Annotated in this window: 13 protein-coding genes and 1 pseudogene; 4 read left to right on the top strand and 10 right to left on the bottom strand. The window is 49.2% G+C overall.

Going from position 1 to position 16,750, the window contains the following annotated elements; translation table 11 throughout:
• Window positions 1-49: 49 nt before the first annotated feature.
• Together DWZ56_RS15280 and DWZ56_RS15285 are read right to left on the bottom strand one after the other, a co-directional pair.
• Complete coding sequence (locus DWZ56_RS15280) at window positions 50-850, bottom strand: tropomyosin (RefSeq protein ID WP_118557505.1); 801 nt, start codon at window positions 848-850, stop codon at window positions 50-52.
• A 152-nt stretch (window positions 851-1,002) separates the two neighbouring features.
• Window positions 1,003-1,845: a helix-turn-helix transcriptional regulator gene (locus tag DWZ56_RS15285; RefSeq protein ID WP_118557506.1), complete on the bottom strand. Its 843-nt coding sequence runs from the start codon at window positions 1,843-1,845 to the stop codon at window positions 1,003-1,005.
• Between the two features lie 283 nt (window positions 1,846-2,128).
• Here DWZ56_RS15285 and DWZ56_RS15290 point away from each other — a divergent pair, with 283 nt between their 5' ends.
• From DWZ56_RS15290 to DWZ56_RS15300, 3 genes are all read left to right on the top strand, one after another.
• A complete protein-coding gene (locus DWZ56_RS15290) occupies window positions 2,129-3,922 on the top strand; it encodes an L-fucose isomerase (protein ID WP_118557507.1) in 1,794 nt (597 codons plus the stop codon).
• 136 nt (window positions 3,923-4,058) lie between these two features.
• Window positions 4,059-5,552 carry a rhamnulokinase gene (locus DWZ56_RS15295; protein ID WP_118557508.1) on the top strand — a complete coding sequence of 498 codons (1,494 nt, stop codon included), beginning with the start codon at window positions 4,059-4,061 and terminating at the stop codon, window positions 5,550-5,552.
• Entirely contained in the window at window positions 5,546-5,986 is a 441-nt protein-coding gene (locus DWZ56_RS15300; RefSeq protein WP_118557509.1) for an RbsD/FucU family protein, read from the top strand. Before DWZ56_RS15295 ends, DWZ56_RS15300 begins: the two co-directional genes overlap by 7 nt.
• A 71-nt stretch (window positions 5,987-6,057) precedes the next feature.
• On the opposite strand, the gene DWZ56_RS15305 is transcribed toward DWZ56_RS15300, so the two are convergent.
• From DWZ56_RS15305 to DWZ56_RS15315, 3 genes are all read right to left on the bottom strand, one after another.
• On the bottom strand, window positions 6,058-6,447 hold the full coding sequence (locus DWZ56_RS15305; RefSeq protein WP_118557510.1) for a GntR family transcriptional regulator: 390 nt from the start codon (window positions 6,445-6,447) through the stop codon (window positions 6,058-6,060).
• The gene (locus tag DWZ56_RS15310) at window positions 6,444-7,871 is read right to left on the bottom strand and encodes a PH domain-containing protein (RefSeq protein WP_118557511.1); all 1,428 of its coding nucleotides are present in this window, start codon (window positions 7,869-7,871) and stop codon (window positions 6,444-6,446) included. Before DWZ56_RS15310 ends, DWZ56_RS15305 begins: the two co-directional genes overlap by 4 nt.
• A 113-nt stretch (window positions 7,872-7,984) precedes the next feature.
• On the bottom strand, window positions 7,985-8,851 hold the full coding sequence (locus DWZ56_RS15315) for a YitT family protein (protein WP_118557512.1): 867 nt from the start codon (window positions 8,849-8,851) through the stop codon (window positions 7,985-7,987).
• Window positions 8,852-9,223: 372 nt separating this feature from the next.
• Between DWZ56_RS15315 and DWZ56_RS15320 the strand changes: the two are divergent.
• Window positions 9,224-9,805 (top strand): annotated as a pseudogene (locus DWZ56_RS15320) (response regulator transcription factor); the annotation flags it as partial.
• 47 nt (window positions 9,806-9,852) lie between these two features.
• Here the strand turns inward: DWZ56_RS15320 and DWZ56_RS15325 are convergent.
• The 5 genes from DWZ56_RS15325 to DWZ56_RS15350 all read right to left on the bottom strand — a co-directional run bounded on the left by DWZ56_RS15325 (window position 9,853) and on the right by DWZ56_RS15350 (window position 16,750).
• Entirely contained in the window at window positions 9,853-11,535 is a 1,683-nt protein-coding gene (locus DWZ56_RS15325) for a recombinase family protein (RefSeq protein WP_117761817.1), read from the bottom strand.
• A gap of 118 nt (window positions 11,536-11,653) precedes the next feature.
• The gene (locus DWZ56_RS15330; RefSeq protein WP_007884026.1) at window positions 11,654-11,920 is read right to left on the bottom strand and encodes a DUF6870 family protein; all 267 of its coding nucleotides are present in this window, start codon (window positions 11,918-11,920) and stop codon (window positions 11,654-11,656) included.
• A gap of 469 nt (window positions 11,921-12,389) precedes the next feature.
• A complete protein-coding gene (locus tag DWZ56_RS15335) occupies window positions 12,390-12,800 on the bottom strand; it encodes a sigma-70 family RNA polymerase sigma factor (RefSeq protein ID WP_014080198.1) in 411 nt (136 codons plus the stop codon).
• A 484-nt stretch (window positions 12,801-13,284) separates the two neighbouring features.
• A complete protein-coding gene (locus DWZ56_RS15345; RefSeq protein WP_118557514.1) occupies window positions 13,285-14,994 on the bottom strand; it encodes an ABC transporter ATP-binding protein in 1,710 nt (569 codons plus the stop codon).
• Entirely contained in the window at window positions 14,987-16,750 is a 1,764-nt protein-coding gene (locus tag DWZ56_RS15350; RefSeq protein ID WP_118557515.1) for an ABC transporter ATP-binding protein, read from the bottom strand. Before DWZ56_RS15350 ends, DWZ56_RS15345 begins: the two co-directional genes overlap by 8 nt.

Consider the following 16,750-nt stretch of genomic DNA (forward strand, 5'->3'; position numbering starts at 1 on the left):
ACCGCCGATAAAAAATCAAAAAAATTTACACACTTTACTTGACAAACCCTTATGCCATGCCTACCAGTTCTTTTATTTTCCTCACTTCGCCGTCCAGATGGTTCACTTTAAGGTGATACATCGTATTGGGCTGCAGTGATTTTAAAGCCTCGTCCAATTTGCGGTCAAGATTTAAATGCCCTTCCGCAATCAGCTGTATGTTTCGATTGGTTTCATTGTCCAGAGAGATCTCCACCCTTTTCAGCCTGGTATCCACTTGCTGCAGTTTGGTATCCACCTGTTGCAATTTGGTATCCACTTGCACGAGTGTGGTTTCAAACTGTTCAAGCCTTGCGTCCACCTGCTCAAATCTGCTTTCAAACTGTTCAAGCCTTGCATCCACCTGTTCGAACCTGCTTTCAAGCTGTTCAAGCTTTGCATCCACCTGTTCGAATCTGCTTTCAAGCTGTTCAAGCTTTGCATCCACCTGCTCGAATCTGCTTTCAAGCTGTTCAAGCCTTGCATCCACCTGCTCGAATCTGTTTTCGAGCTGTCCGAGCCTTGCATCCACCTGTTCGAATCTGTTTTCGAGCTGTCCGAGCCTTGCATCCACCTGTTCGAATCTGTTTTCGAGCTGTTCGAGCTTTGCATCCATCTGTCCGAACCTGTTTTCGAGCTGTTCGAGCTTTGCATCCATCTGTCCGAACCTGTTTTCAAACTGTTCGAGCCTTGCATCCATCTGTCCGAACCTGCCTTCGAGCTGATCGAACCTGCCTCCGAACTGATCGAACCTGCTTTCGAACTGATCGAATCTTGTGTCCGTCTCGCATACTTTTTCAAGTATGAGATCAAGTTTTTGACTTTCAGTCATTCTGATTCCTCCTAAATCTTTGGGGCAGCAATTACTGCGGTTGTAACCGGAATCCCGGGATCCCGATCGGGGTACAAGCTCTCCAGGTGTTCCTATTATAGCATACCGAACCGCATTTGCAACACGAACATGTTATCGGATCAAAGACTGAATCAGCGGTACTTCTTTGGTGTGATTCCCTTATATCTCTTGAAGGTTTTGATAAAATAACTAAGGTCATTAAAACCGCAGCTTAGAGCGATCTCGGTTATGGGCTGGTCCGTTGTCATCAGCAGGTAACAGGCCCTTTCAATCCGATAGTAATTCAGATAATCGATCGGAGTGCGGTGAGTGATCTCCTGAAAGAAGCGGCAGAAATACTTCGGGGACATGCCGGCGGCTTTGGAAAGCTGTTCAAGGGTCAGCGTTCCGGCATAGCTGTTTTCAATCAGTTCGAAAACCTGCTTGATCTGAAGAATCTTTTTATGAACCTTGGGTTCCTGATCCTGCTGCGTCCGATAATAACCGTTTTTAAAGATCAGGCCGAAGATCTGATACAGACAGCCCAATGTGATGAGGACCGATCCGTCTCCCCCGGATTTGATGCTGTCAAACAGGTTCCAGACACACCGGTGCAGAGGTGAATGGTCGGCCGGAAAAAAATTCTTCAGGAAGATGTCATGCCCGGACAGCCTTTGTACATATGGCTGGCAGGCCCTGTTATGGCGCAGCAGCGCATTCAGGTCAAAGACCACGCATTCATAAATACAGTCCACAGGGATTCCGGCATGCAGAATCCCGCCGTCGATAAAAACCATATCCCCTTCGGAAAGACAAAATTCCCTGTCCTCCAGAAACAGTGTGAACCTGCCCTGAACGATGCGAAGAATCTCATATTCCAGGTGCCAGTGATAAGGCATGGCATACTGGGGGTGATGGCAGTCCACGTAGTAGTATTCTATGGGGAAGTCAGCGGTTCCCCTCTGTTTATTTTCTTTGTATTCCAGAAATTGCATCGCAGTTCTCCCGACTTTACACATACTGAAGTGTGCGCAGGTCATCAACCTTACGGTTGGTGACAGTATGTGAATATTGTTATATTTTTTGCTATTATACCACAAGTAATAAAAGGCGATCAATCCTATAATGAAATTATCACAAGAAATTCGGATGATGCGATCCGGATTCCGTAAAATATAACAGGATGTCCTGCTGCGCGGAGGATAAATGGCTGGGCAATCTGCCCCGGAAAAGCGGGCGCTAAAGGATGATCCTGCACAAAAATTGGAGGTATTACATATGGCAGAGAGCAGATTGATCGGGGATTATCCCGTAATTGGCATCAGACCGACGATTGACGGCAGGAGGGGAGCCCTGAAGGTGAGGGAGTCACTGGAAGAACAGACCATGAATATGGCAAAGGCTGCCGCGAAGCTGTTTACAGAGAATTTGAGGTATACCAACGGAGAGCCTGTGAAGGTGATCATTGCCGATACCACCATAGGCCGAGTGGCGGAGGCTGCGGCCTGTGCGGATAAATTCAAAAAGGCGGGCGTGGATATTACACTTACCGTGACCCCCTGCTGGTGCTACGGTTCTGAAACCATGGATATGGATCCGATGACGATCAAAGGCGTATGGGGCTTTAACGGAACGGAGAGGCCGGGTGCCGTTTATCTGGCGGCAGTGCTGGCCGGACATGCGCAGAAAGGCCTGCCTGCATTTGGGATCTACGGACATGACGTGCAGGATGCAGACGATACTGAGATTCCGGAAGACGTGAGGGAAAAACTCTTGAGATTCGGACGCTCTGCGGTGGCAGTGGCTACCATGAGAGGAAAGTCCTATCTGCAGATCGGTTCCATCTGTATGGGGATCGCCGGTTCCATCATCAATCCGGAATTCTTTGAGGAATATCTGGGCATGAGAGTGGAATCCGTGGATGAGGTGGAGATCATCCGCCGCATGACCGAAGGCATCTATGATAAGGCGGAGTATGAGAAAGCTCTGGCATGGGTGAAGGAAAACTGTCCGGAAGGCTTTGACAAGAATCCGCCCGAGCTTCAGAAGAGCGCCGCGGATAAGGATAAGGACTGGGAATTCATCGTTAAGATGATGTGCATCATTAAAGATCTGTACAACGGCAATCCGAATCTTCCAGAGGGAAGGGAAGAGGAGATGGTCGGCCATAACGCAATAGTGGGCGGATTCCAGGGACAGAGGCAGTGGACCGATTTTTACCCGAACTGTGATTTCCCTGAAGCCATGCTAAATTCCTCCTTCGACTGGAACGGAGCGAGAGAGCCCTATGTGATGGCCACGGAAAACGATACGTTAAATGCGACCTGCATGCTGTTTGGCAAACTGCTGACCGGCAGAGCTCAGATCTTTGCGGATGTGCGCACCTACTGGAGCCCTGAGGCGGTTAAGAAAGCTACAGGTTATGAGCTGGAAGGCATTGCGGCAGAGGCGGGCGGATTCATACACCTGATCAACTCCGGCGCGGCCTGTATCGATGCCTGCGGCGAGGTGAAGGATGCGGACGGCAACGGTGTAATCAAGCCTTTCTGGGAGATGACCGAAGAGGATCAGAAGGCCTGCCTGAAGGCTACCACATGGAATGCCGCGGATTACGGATATTTCAGAGGCGGCGGTTTCTCATCCAGATTTGTCACAAGAGCGGAGATGCCGGTTACAATGATGCGTTTGAATATTGTGAAGGGCTTAGGACCCGTGATGCAGCTGGTGGAAGGCTGGACCGTAAATCTTCCGGAAGAGGTCTCCGATAAGCTCTGGAAAAGAACGGACTATACGTGGCCCTGCACATGGTTTGCGCCCAGAACTACGGGTGAGGGCGCGTTTAAAACCGCTTACGATGTGATGAATAACTGGGGCGCCAACCATGGGGCGATTACCTATGGCCACATCGGTGCGGATATCATCACGATGTGTTCCATTTTAAGAATTCCGGTTTGCATGCACAATGTTCCGGAAGAAAAGATATTCCGCCCGGCAGTATGGAACGCATACGGCATGGACAAAGAAGGACAGGATTACAGGGCATGTGCGACTTACGGCCCTATGTATAAATAAGAAGCGGCTTGTAACGGCCGCATGAGTCCATAGAAGGAACCGGCGGCCGAACGCCCGGTCACCGTCTCAACACTGACAGTGTGGGGCGGTGTACCGGTGCGTCCGGCCATCGGCACATTGGCGGGCAGGAGGCAATATGAAAGAAAAGAGAGTTTTGGCGTTTGATTTCGGAGCATCTAGCGGCCGGGCAATGCTGGGCATCTATGACGGCAGCCGGATACGGCTGGAAGAAATTCACCGTTTTTCCAACGATCCGGTATTTGTGGGCGGTACGATGTACTGGGATGTGCTGCGCCTGTTCCATGAGATTAAGCAGGGACTGATTAAGGCCAGGCTGGCCGGCGGATTTGACAGTGTTGGAATCGACACCTGGGGAGTGGATTTCGGTCTGATCGATGATAAGGGGTATCTGCTGGAAAACCCGGTCCATTACCGTGACGGGCGCACGGCAGGGATGCAGGAAAAGTCCTTTGAGAAGATTTCCAGGGAGGAATTTTATCGGATTACAGGATGCCAGTTCATGGATTTCAATACGGCATTCCAGGTGCTGTCGCTGGCGGAGAACCGGCCGGAGCTGCTTGAAAGAGCGGACAGACTTCTGCTGGTGCCGGACCTGTTTAACTATCTGCTGACAGGTAAAAAGACTGCCGAGTATTCCATGGTATCCACCACGCAGCTGATGGATGCGGCGGCGGGACAGTGGTCTGGGCGCGTGATCGATGCGCTGGGACTGCCGGCGAAACTGTTTGCGGATATCATACCCGGAGGCACGGATCTGGGACCGATTTCAGAGGATATCTGCAGGGAACTGGAACTGGATCCGGTCCATGTGATATCGGTAGCCGGTCATGATACACAGAGCGCGATGATTTCGGTTCCGGCGAAGGAAGAGGATTTCATCTTTGTCAGCTGCGGCACGTGGTCGCTGTTTGGAACAGAACTGGATCATCCTCTGATCGATGAAAATTCAGAGAAATATAATATCACGAATGAAGGCTTTTCCGTGATCAGCAAGAGCGGCACCATCGAGAAAGCCGCCTTCCTGAAAAATATTATCGGCCTCTGGCTGATTCAGGAGAGCCGCAGGCAATGGATCCGGGAGGGGAAGGAATACGGATTTGGAGAATTGGAAAAGATGGGAGCCGAAGCGGAGCCCTTCCGCTGCTTTATCGACCCTGATGATCCTGTCTTTATGCCGGCGGGCAACATCCCGCAGCGCATCCGGGAATACTGCAGGAATACATCTCAATATGTGCCTGAAACCGAAGGTGAGATTGTCCGCTGCATCAACCAGAGCCTGGCAATGAAATACCGCAATACCATGGAGCAGATCAGCGCATGCACGGGCAGGCGCTATAACGCCGTTTATATGGTGGGCGGGGGCACCCAGAGCGGGCAGCTCTGCAGAATGACTGCCAGCGCATGCGGCTGTCCGGTCAGCGCGGGTCCGGTGGAAGCTACGGTGCTCGGCAATATAGTGACCCAGCTGATGGCGGCAGGGCTTGTGGACAGCCTTTTAAAGGCCAGAGAGCTGATCGCAAAATCTCCGGATATTCATCGGTATGAGCCGGTGGACGCAGAAAAATGGAATAAAGCATATCAAAAATTTTTGGAGGTGACAGGATGTTAAAAGGAATACCGAAAATATTATCGCCGGAACTTTTAAAGGTTTTGTGCGAGATGGGACACAGTGACAGGATTGTGATTGGAGACGGCAATTTCCCGGCTGAGTCCATGGGAAAAAATGCAGTGGTGATCCGCTGTGACGGCCATGGCGTGCCGGAACTTTTAGATGCAATCCTCCAGGTATTTCCGCTAGATACCTATGTGGAGCACCCGGTAAATCTGATGGAAGTAATGGCGGGGGATACGGTGGAGACACCGATCTGGGACACCTACGACGAGATTGTTGCGAAATATGATGACAGGGGGCCAGACGCCATCGGCAATATTGAACGTTTTCAGTTTTATGAAGCTGCGAAAACAGCATATGCGGTCATAGCCACAGGCGAGAGCGCGCTGTATGCGAATGTCATGCTGCAGAAAGGCGTTGTGACAGATTAAGCGGATATCCCGCCCGGATTGCTTGGATCCGGGCGGGATTTTGTGAGTGGTGCGCCCGGCGGCGCACGTTTTCATGTTGGCTTTGGGACTGTTAAATCCGGATAGCAGCTCTCGCAGATCTTTATGAACTCATCTCTGGAGAGACCGCCGATTGCGGCTTCGCTGGTTAAAAGGAGCAGCTCCTGCTCCATTCTGCCGGTGCCTTTTATAGAAGGCATTGCGTCCCTCGCACAGACGCAGGCGCCCCTTCTGCGGTCCGCGGTAATATAGCCCTGGCTTTTTAGCAGTGCATAGGCTTTGTTCACGGTCATTGCGTTGACACCTGTATCTGCGGCCAGACTGCGCACGGTGGGAAGCTGTTCCCCGAATTTCAGCCCGCCTGTGCCGATTCCTTTTACAATTTCATTTCTTATTTGCAGATAGATGGGAATATCGCTTCTGTAATCCAAAGAGATAATCATTCGAACACCTCCCCGGCGTTGCCCCCGCGTGGCAGCGGGTCAAGCAGACGGTTTAACTGTTCATAGAGGGCTTCTGTGCCGGCCGGATCGTCATCATTGATCAGATAGGTTCCCTCTGCCGTGTGAAGCAGAAGAAACGGGGGATGCTTCCAGGCGGCATACGCCTTGACACTTCCGTACAGATCATAGCGGAAGCTGCCCGTGCCGTAGTTTGGCGTGGAGGTACCGTAGGATTTTGATCCGTTTCCCAGTTCCCAGATGAGAGATGCGTCCTCTATTATATCCACCGGAATGGATTTACGGTACAGGCTGCTCTCCACGCGGATCAGGCCGTCTGACAGTTTTACATCCACCAGGCTGTGAGTGGCATCCAGATACCATGGATATCCCAGGAGCCATATGATCATAAGGGCGGGAAGTCCCAGACTTACGGACCAGAATACCCTGCTGCCCGGCCGGGCTTTATTCACGCACATATTGATGCCGCCGCTGTTATTGGCTTTAAAGAGAGCGGGATCATAGGGATTATTGTAGCAGAGCCCCCATAGCCCGATATACCAGTAATCGTCTTCATCGTAAAGAAACCGGGAAGCGCCCGCCAGCAGTTTCTCTTTTGTATTGCGGTAATCGGTCAGCCGTATAAAGACCAGCACAATACAGGCGGCGGCCGCGCAGAGGGAGGTGAGCACCGCGGCAAAACTGCCCACTGCCTGCCCGGTTAATCCCGGCAGCAGGGCCAGATACAGGAAACCGTCCGAGGCGGTCATAAATACCAGGATCCAGCTGAAGGAGTATTTGCGGTACTGATTGAGAGCCAGGTTGCGCTCTGAATCATCGCAGAAGGTCCGGTTCGCCATATGTTTAATATAGAAATATCCGGCCGATAACAGCAGGAGCGAACATACGGATGCTCCAATCAGCGCATAGGAAGCTGCCTGCGCCGTAACGCAGGTCCAGACCGTGGCAGCATGGGGAAGCAATGATGCCAGAAAGGCATAGAGCGGAGCCATAGCCTTGTTGACGGCTTTGCGGTCCAGCGACAGATCCACATGATAGCTGCCGGAATCCGCTCTGGGCCAGTATTCAGCCCTTTTCAGCGCCATCACGGATGCCCGCGCTTTTCTGCCATAGAAAGAAGGTATAAAAAAGCAGGGCAGTATGGACAGGAGGAGCGCTGCAAAGCGTATGCTCCAGGAAATCTGTGGGACGAGAAACAAAAGCCCTAACCCAGCCATAATAAGAAAAAAGGTGCGGATAGTTCCGTGATACCCGTCCAGTATCTCATGGAGACGGGGATTGTTCTGTTCGTAGGACGGCACGGAAACCACAAAAGGCCTGCCTGTTTTCATCTTCCAGTCCGGAGAATAGCTGTAATAAAAGCAGGCCAATATGAAATAGTAGGTTATGATCAGAAATATTGTCATAGCGCATCCTCCTTTTGTATTATATATAATAATACAAAAGGAGCAGAAGTGCAAGCCCTGCCTCACGCGCTATGTTTACGGCAGCCATGAACTGTAACGCGAAGAGCAGCCCTTCATCGGTATTCTTTTTTCTTGGTAAAGCCTCTGCCCTTGACTTCTTTTACCTGGCTGACAATCATAAACGCATCGGGATCCAGCTCCTGCACAAGGCGGTTGAGCCTTGAAAGCTCCCGGTTAGAGACCACAGTCAGGATCACGTCATTTTCAATATGACAGTAACCGGTTTGGGCATGCAATAGCGTAACACCTCTGTCCAGATCCTGGAGGATTCTTTTGTGAATTTCCTGATAGCTGCGGCTGACGATTTTTACCTGGGTGCGCGCGCTGCCAAACAGCAGGACTTTATCGAGGATGACCGTATAGATCATGACCAGGAGTATACCGTAGAGAACCTGCTCCTGATCGGCGAAGAGCATCTGTGAGAGCAGTATCAGAAAGTCAAAGGCATACATGGTGGCTGAGATGGGAAAACCCAGCTTTTTATTTAAGACCAGAGGCGGGATATCCATGCCGCCGGTGGAAGCCCCCTGACGTATCACGACGCCGATTCCGATGCCAATGAGTATGCCGGCGTAAACCGTTGCCAGAAGCCGGTCCTGGGTCAGAACCATCGAACCGGCTAAGCGCTGTATGATGCCGAGTATGATCGGATAATAAAAGGTGCTGACCAGGGTGGTGAGCGCAAATCGTTTCCCCAGCACCGCCAGTCCGGTAAGAAACATGGCTACATTAAAAATGAGCACAAATCCTGAAATGGGAATATGAAACTGAAACCGGAAAAACAGAGCGAGACCGGTGGTGCCGCCGGTGATCAGGCCGGCCGGCAGTATGAACAGGGCGACTCCCAGCGCATAGAGTGTGTTCCCCGCAAGTATCCATAATAGGTTATTCATATTTTTGAGCATCTTTATTTTCTGCATAGGTTCTCCTTCTGTTATATCGAATTAGCATGGTAAAGGGCAAAAGAAAAGACAGACCCACCGGTCTGTCTTACTGGAAATCCACATATAAGTGTTCACGTTTTCTCTCGCCCGTTTAAAATGTTTCTGAAGCCTCTCCACAACACGTTCCCTCGGAATATTTTCCTCGAAGTATCAATGTATTTAACAATTATAGTCCATTGAAAAGAAAAATTCAATATTTTTAAATTTCTTCGCGCACTCCTTCGCACGCAGCGTCTTCGAACAAAGAAACGGCGGGGCATGCCGGCAGGACAAAATGTGGATAAAAGAAGGACGAAACTTGGATAATATCTGTTATAAAGAAAAGGGACTATGGTAAGGAGTAACGCGATGAATGAAAAAATTTTAGTGGTAGACGATGAGAAAGAGTTAGCCGATTTGGTGGAAGTGTATCTGAAAAACGAAGGATTTACCGTTTATAAGTATTATAATGGCACAGATGCGTTAAAGTGTGTTGAGAGCGATGAAATGAACCTGGCCATATTGGATGTCATGCTCCCGGATATCGATGGATATCAGATCTGTCAGAAAATCCGGGAAAAATTTAATTTCCCTGTTATTATGCTGACAGCAAAAGTTGAGGACAGAGATAAAATCATGGGGTTGTCCATTGCGGATGACTATATTACGAAGCCATTTAACCCTCTTGAAATGGTGGCCAGAGTAAAGGCGCAGTTAAGACAGTATATGAGGTATAAACAGCCTCAGACACAACAGGTGTCAAAACGCAGCGAATACGATATCAGAGGGATGACGATCAGCAAGATCAGCCACAAATGTACCTTGTTTGGAAAAGAGCTTCAGCTGACTCCGACGGAGTTTTCAATTCTCTGGTATCTGTGTGAAAACCAGGGAAAGGTTGTTTCAACGGAAGAACTTTTTGAAGCGGTATGGGGCGAAAAATATTATGATTAGCGCCTATTAGGAAAACACACTGTCAAAGGGGTTTGTAGCGGGGGTTAGCCCGCTACTGCGGTATCTTCCGTAATGTTAATTTCAATGTACTCGGCAATCTTGCGGAGCTCGTCAGCAAATTTGAATTTCACGCTGATATTGCCGTTTTCATAGACCTTGATATAGTCCACAAGTTCAACCAAGATTTCACGGTTGAGGGCTTCAATGTTCTGATACTTCATAAAGGCTACCAGTGCAGGATGCTCGTTGTCCACACCGTTTGCCAGTTCTGCGCGTTCAGCGTTCAGCCGGGTAAGCACCGCGGAAATATCAGAAGTCTGCCGTTCATAGTCAGCCTTCATATCCCGGTATTCCTGCTGGGTGATTTCACCGTCTTTCCAGTCCTGATAAAGAGATTGCTTGTAACGTGTTATCTTTGTCAGTTCCCGCTCTTTTGCAGCTATCAGATCGTCCAGTCGGTAAGACTGGCTTTTTTTGATTGGAGCGGAATTGATCTGCGTGACGATTTCCGAGTAGGAAACAGCCAAATGTACCTGATGCTGTACAGCGAACAAAACAGCAGCCTCCAGCCGTTCATGCTTGATTGAGTGCATGGTGCAGGCTGTCCGGGAACGGTTCTTGTAGGTTGAGCAAGAATAATATACATTGTTGTTCTTGCCAACGCATCGGGTAATGGCCCGCCCGCAATCGGCACATTTCAGAAAGCCGCTGAATAAATGTACCTCACGGCCTTTCGGGGAAGTACGGGTATCACGCTGTAAGAGAGCCTGTACCTTGTCGAAAGTTTCATAGTCGATAATGGCCTCATGCGTTCCAGCCACTTCCACCCATTCCTCGCGTGGAACAGCTTCAATCTGGTGTACCTTGTAGCTTTTCACCCGGCTTCGGCCTTGGGCTAAATCCCCGGTGTAGGTCGGATTGGTAAGAATGGAGTGGATCATGCGGACTCCCCACATAGGATCGTCATACCCTCTCGTCGAAACAGGCAAGCCCTTTTGTACCTTGTAAGCCGAGGGGCTCGGTACGCCGTGTTCGTTCAGGTACAGCGCGATAGCACGTTTTGATGACCCTTGAATAAGCATTGTGAAAATGAGTTTGACATTTTCAGCAGCATCGGGATCAACAATCAGCCTGTGCTTGTCCTTTGGGTGCTTTACATAGCCGTAAGGAGCAAATGCTCCGATATACTGGCCGTTGCGCCGTTTGTAATCAAATACCTGCCGGATCTTTTTGGAAGTCTGATAGCAGTAATTATCGTTCATCACGTTTGTAATGGGAACGATGATATTTGAAACGCTGTCGGGGTTCTTGTAGCTGTCCACATTCTCAGCAAGGCTGATAAAGCGAACCCCCATTTGAACAAACAGGTTATCGATCAAACTTCCGGCATCGCTATAATTTCGTGCGAAGCGGGACAGGTCTTTTACTATAACGCAGTTGATTTTACCACTCATGACATCCGCCAAGAGCCGTTGAAAATCTTCACGGTTGGCGTCCGTTCCAGTATGACCATCATCCACATATTCCGTGATGCTTTCAAACTCGTCAATGTTGCGTCGGTAAAAATCGTTCAGTAGGTCACGCTGGTTCTTTACGCTGTTGCTATCGTCTTTTCCTTTTTTCAAATCTTCTTTTGAAAGCCGGATATAGATGCCCAGCCGCCAGCGGCGGATTGTGTAAGAGGGAGAGAAACTCTGCTGATACCCTCTGTTTTTTGCTCGTGCCATTGTTCCTCCTTCCCTATCACATTACACTTATATTATAACTCTGTCCGGGGAGGACAACAAGGATGCCTCCACTTCGGGACACTTTGTCTCGAAGAAGCAAAACGAACTGTAGCCGAAGTTACAGCCCGCTTCTTTGCCGCAGCAGGAAATCAGTCAGCTTATCTTGGAGAGATGGCCCGCTTTCAGCAAATTCAATTTTCACGCCAACGCCACCGATGCAAAAGCAGTATGGATTTTTGACAGTCTGCAAAAATCGAGAGATGCGCTCCTTTCGGGAAAGCGCATTGTCAAAGGTCATACCGCTCACATCAGGCAGGGACTCGGCAGCCACCGCGCCAATGTCAACGCTTCTCATTTGTTCAAGTTCCTGTGTAGTTAATTTCACGGTAAACCTCCTTCGCAGATTGATAGAACGCCTCCCGCTGTTTGGTGGGGAAACGCAACAGGCCAGCACCACCGGGATGCTGGCCTGTTGCCTTACTCCACCTTGGGACACTTTGTCTCGAGGTTTATTATAGTTTTTGAATATTAGAGAGCGCCGCACATATTTACTTGGCCTGTCCAAAGACAATCGTTATTTTCTGTGCGGCGCTCTCAACGCAAGTAAAGCGACAAGCCCGGAGGAACAGGCAGCCAACCTGTTCAGCGCCGGATCATGGCCTTGGGATGGCCGGGCCCATTTACAGTGTTGGTGTTGTTCGCTCAATCCCTTTTGGGAAATGTCACCGCGCACCCACCGTTTGGCTCCCCGTACTTACTCAGGGTTGCCGTTATTCCCTTGCGTTAAGAAGAAAACCTCCTCTCATAAACCGAGACATTTTTTCATCAATTCCAAGTGGGTTAAGAAGAAAAAATCAAAAAGTTTTTTTCATGCGTTCAAGGCCACGCTTGATCGACTGGCGAATAGACTCCTCATGTACGCCCTCGGCCTCGGCAATTTCCTTAATCGACTTGCCAAGAATGATATGTGCGTCAATTCTGCGGCCCTGGATCTCCGGCAGAGAATTGAGAGCGTTCCACAGACGAAGAAAGGTTTCCATCCGTTCAAGGAGCTCCTGCGGGGTCGGCTCATGCAGGCAAGCGGAATATTCAATCCCGTCATCGCAGTCCAGAGAATACTGCGCCTTGTGCCGGGAGAGCCGCCGCTGGTAGGCCATTTCATAGCGGGCATCGGCCTTGAATACTTCGGCCACCTCGTCAGAAACTTCGATAAGCTGATCCTGCGTGTACCAATAATAAAAATCTTTCAAATTGATAGTAGTCATCGTAAAATCCTCCATTTCAGTTTGTTCGGGGTTGGTCGGAAACGAAATGGAGCAACGGCGGAGAACGGCACCGCACCTCGGGACACTTTGTCTCGAAGTCTGGAAAGCAAAATGCGCCTGTGCGACACAAGGCCGCACAAGCGCACGAAAAAGTATTATCGGTTATGTACTGTTTAATTTCATGTTCAAAACCGGACTGCTCCGACGGAGGGGCTACGCTTTTTTTAATTGGTGCAGATCATGGATACTACGAAAAAGAGAAAAGGACACGGTAAAATAACCTCCCATCGACTACCGTGTCCCTGCAAGTCGTCATTGGTTTGTGTAAATGCAAAGAAACGGCGGCTCTGATTTCTCAAAACCACCGTTAGGGTAATAACTTAAAATGAGCGCGCAAAATCACCTGCCCCAGCCAGCGGTTTTTTTCTTTCCCCGTAGTCGGGGCAGGTTCATGCGCTATGCAATGATTCTTCTTTAGCTTCTATCAAGCTGATATTTTTTGCTCTGCGTTCCACATAGCAGCATATTTTCCGCCTTTCGCAAGCAATTCTTCATGGGTTCCCGATTCAGCAATCCCACCATCACCCATTACAAGGATTTGGTCTGCATTTTTGACAATGGAAAGGGTATGAGCAATCATTACCACTGTCTTTTTCTCTTTTAGCAGATTGGCGATGGCCTGCTTTACGGCAAGCTCATTTTCAATGTCAAGAGATGCGGTTGCTTCATCCAAAAGCAGGATGGGGCTATTTTTCAGGATGGCGCGGGCTATTGAAATTCGCTGACGCTCACCGCCAGAGAGAAGATTTCCATTCTCGCCAGTCGGCGTATCGTATCCCTTTTCCATCTTACGGATGAAGCTGTCACAGTTAGCCTCCCGGCAGGCAGCCTCGATTTCCGTGTCCGTAGCATTAGGACGAGCGTGTCGGATATTATCCCGGATGGTATCGTCAAAAAGAAATATGTCCTGGTCTACCATAGAAACTTGCTCCAGTACACGCTCTGCGGCAACATGGTTAATGGGTTTACCGCCAATAGAAATCGTCCCGCCCGTTGCTTCATAATATTTTGCAATCAGGTTCAAAATAGTAGATTTGCCGGAGCCAGAGTCTCCGACAATGGCCGTGAGCTTTTGATCTGGCACCGTAAAGGTGGCGTGTTTTAGTACCGGTTCACCGGGAACATATGCAAAATCTACATTGTCAAATGTGATTTCATGGGTAGCTGTGTGAAGCGGCTCCATGCTGCCAGTTTCCTCCGGCTCATTCATTACACTCAAGATTTTGTTTTTCGAGATCATCAGGTTCTTATAACTGGTAAGGTCTACAAAAATCGAGTTAGCCAGCTTTGCACAGAACAGGGGCAGCATACAAATCAAAAGGTAGTCCACCGTGTTCAGTGTCCCTGCGACCCAGGGTGCATAGGCCAGCAAGATAACCAGCGGGCAGGACAGCCAACTCAAAATACCAAAGACCGCACCAATAGGAAGCACTTTTGATTCGTACACAAAGCTGATCCGGGAAAACTCCCGCATGGCGTTGATAACAGTTTTGTTCTTCATACCGCCTACACCATAAGCTCGGAAAGTCTGAATACCAGAAACATACTCAACAATGCTGCTGACGTTCTCCGCACAAATATCGTTCTTTTCTTTTCCATATTTCCGTACCATGCGGAAAGAAAGCCATAGGCCGGGGATTAAAAGAAGATCGGCTATCAGCAGGATAATTCCTGCCGGAACATAGAGTGTCATAACAAAGACAATCAACATCAATGACAGGGCAAAATTCTTTGCGAAATCTCCGACTTTATGGGTCAGGATTTTTTCGTAGTTGTTTACGTCGCTTGTAATGGTGTTGATATAATCGCCGGTCTGCCCCTGCGTAAAGCGGGACAGTGGGATGCGCTTCAAATGGTCACCCATAAAAAGCCGAATATTCTTACTGACCTCCGCACCGCCAATCTGCGCTTTGGTATAACCGTAGCTGTAAATCAGGATACGGAGAAGAAAAACCACTGCAATAATACCGGTCAGAGCCAGAACGCGGTTCATGTCAAATTGACCCGACCACAAAAACTGCATAACAGAGTAAAGCAGCATAAATAGGCTGCCGGAGAGAAGTCCTTCCAGAACAGTACCGCCAACACCAATATAGAAATTGTGGTTCTTTTTTAATACATCGTGCTCATTCATACTGCTCGCCTCCCTCCAACTGATAAGTGATATTCCGGGCTGTTTCGTAGTCATCCCACGCTTTTCGATAGTAGGCGTTGGTTTTCCGAACTTCCTCATGGGTGCCAACGTTGGTAATTGTATGGTTTTCCACCACAGCCACCCGGTTGCACATTTTCAAAGCACTCAAACGGTGTGCTACTACAATGACTGTTTTGCCTTTGCATAGATTTTGAATAGCTTTATCAATCTCCATCTGATTTTCCGGGTCAGAGGCACTTGTGGCCTCGTCCAAAATCAAGATAGGTGCATTTTTCAGAATTGCGCGGGCAATCGCGATCCGCTGTTTTTCTCCGCCAGAAAAGCGGGAGCCGAAACTGCCCACTTTTGTGTCATATCCATCCGGCAGGGACATGATAAAGTCATCAATCTGTGCCTCTTTTGCGGCAGCCCGCACTTCTTCCAGAGTAGCGTTACTACCCATACGGATATTTTCCAGCACGCTGTCACGGGTGAGGAAGGTCTTTTGAAATACGATAGCTATATTTTTCAGAATGGTATCGTAGTCAAGCTCCTTGACATTTTTGCCGCCAATCAGCACTTCTCCTTCCTGCACATCGTAGAACCGGGAAATCAGTTCAATCACAGTGCTTTTACCGGCACCAGATCGGCCCACAAGAGCCATGCGCTCACCATCATTGATTTTGAGGTTGACACCTTGCAGTACATCGGTCTTGCCGTCATAGGAAAATCGGACATTGCGAAGTTCAATATCGTGATTTTGGGGAAAGTCCGTTCCACCCTCATAAATCGGAATATCCAGGATTTCTTTGGTCTTGGTAACAGCGTTCAGTACATTAGCAAAATTAGTCCCCAGTTCTTGCAGGGGGCGGATTTCCGTCAGATACATGGAACCTACATAGACGAACAGCAAAAATGCGCTGGCTGCCAGTGAGCCTTTGAGGAAAAACATTCCGCCGATTGGAACCATCAGCAACATCCCACATTCGATGATAACAACAAAGGCCGCATAAGGTGGCCCCATGCGCCGGGAAGTTTCATTCCACATAGCGTTTTCTTCCTGGATAGCATCTGAAAACTTTTGAAACGATTTGCTCCCCATGTTATAGGCTTTAATCAATTTCATACCGCTGATGTACTCAATCATAACCGAGTTCAGTGTGGTAATGGAGCGATTGGCCCGTTCCATCAGGTCATCCGTGTTGCGGAACATCATCCCCATTACAACAACAGCAAGGATCAGCGGAACCAGGGAAATCAATGCCAGAGGAATATTGACGGTCATCAGGTAAATAAAGATGACTACCGGCCCAACCAGATAGCACACAAGGTCAGGAAGGTTATGGGCCAGGAACAACTCCAGTTTTTCAATATCTTCATTCAGAACCGTTTTAATATCCCCTGTGCGCCGTTCATTTAGGGCACCCAAAGGCGCTCTGGCCATGTGTTCCGCCACCATACAGCGCACTTTGAACAGCGCGCCATACGCGCCTTTATGGGCAGCCACGCCGGAACATCCGAACAGTACAAAACGCAGGGTGACAGCAGCGGCAATCATTGCCACAGTCTGCACCACAAGTTCTTTTGTGCAGGCATTGTTGAATGTGGCATCCATCAACCTGTAAATCCCAATGTATGGGACAATAATACACAGCCCGCTGCACATGGACAGCAGGATTGCCAGAAACAACCAAAATTTCTGTTCTCCGGCCCAATGGAGCAGCAATGCCATACTGTTTTCTTTTTTCTGCTTCAT

The organism is Lachnotalea sp. AF33-28, assembly GCF_003477885.1.
Classification (GTDB): Bacteria; Bacillota; Clostridia; order Lachnospirales; family Lachnospiraceae; genus AF33-28.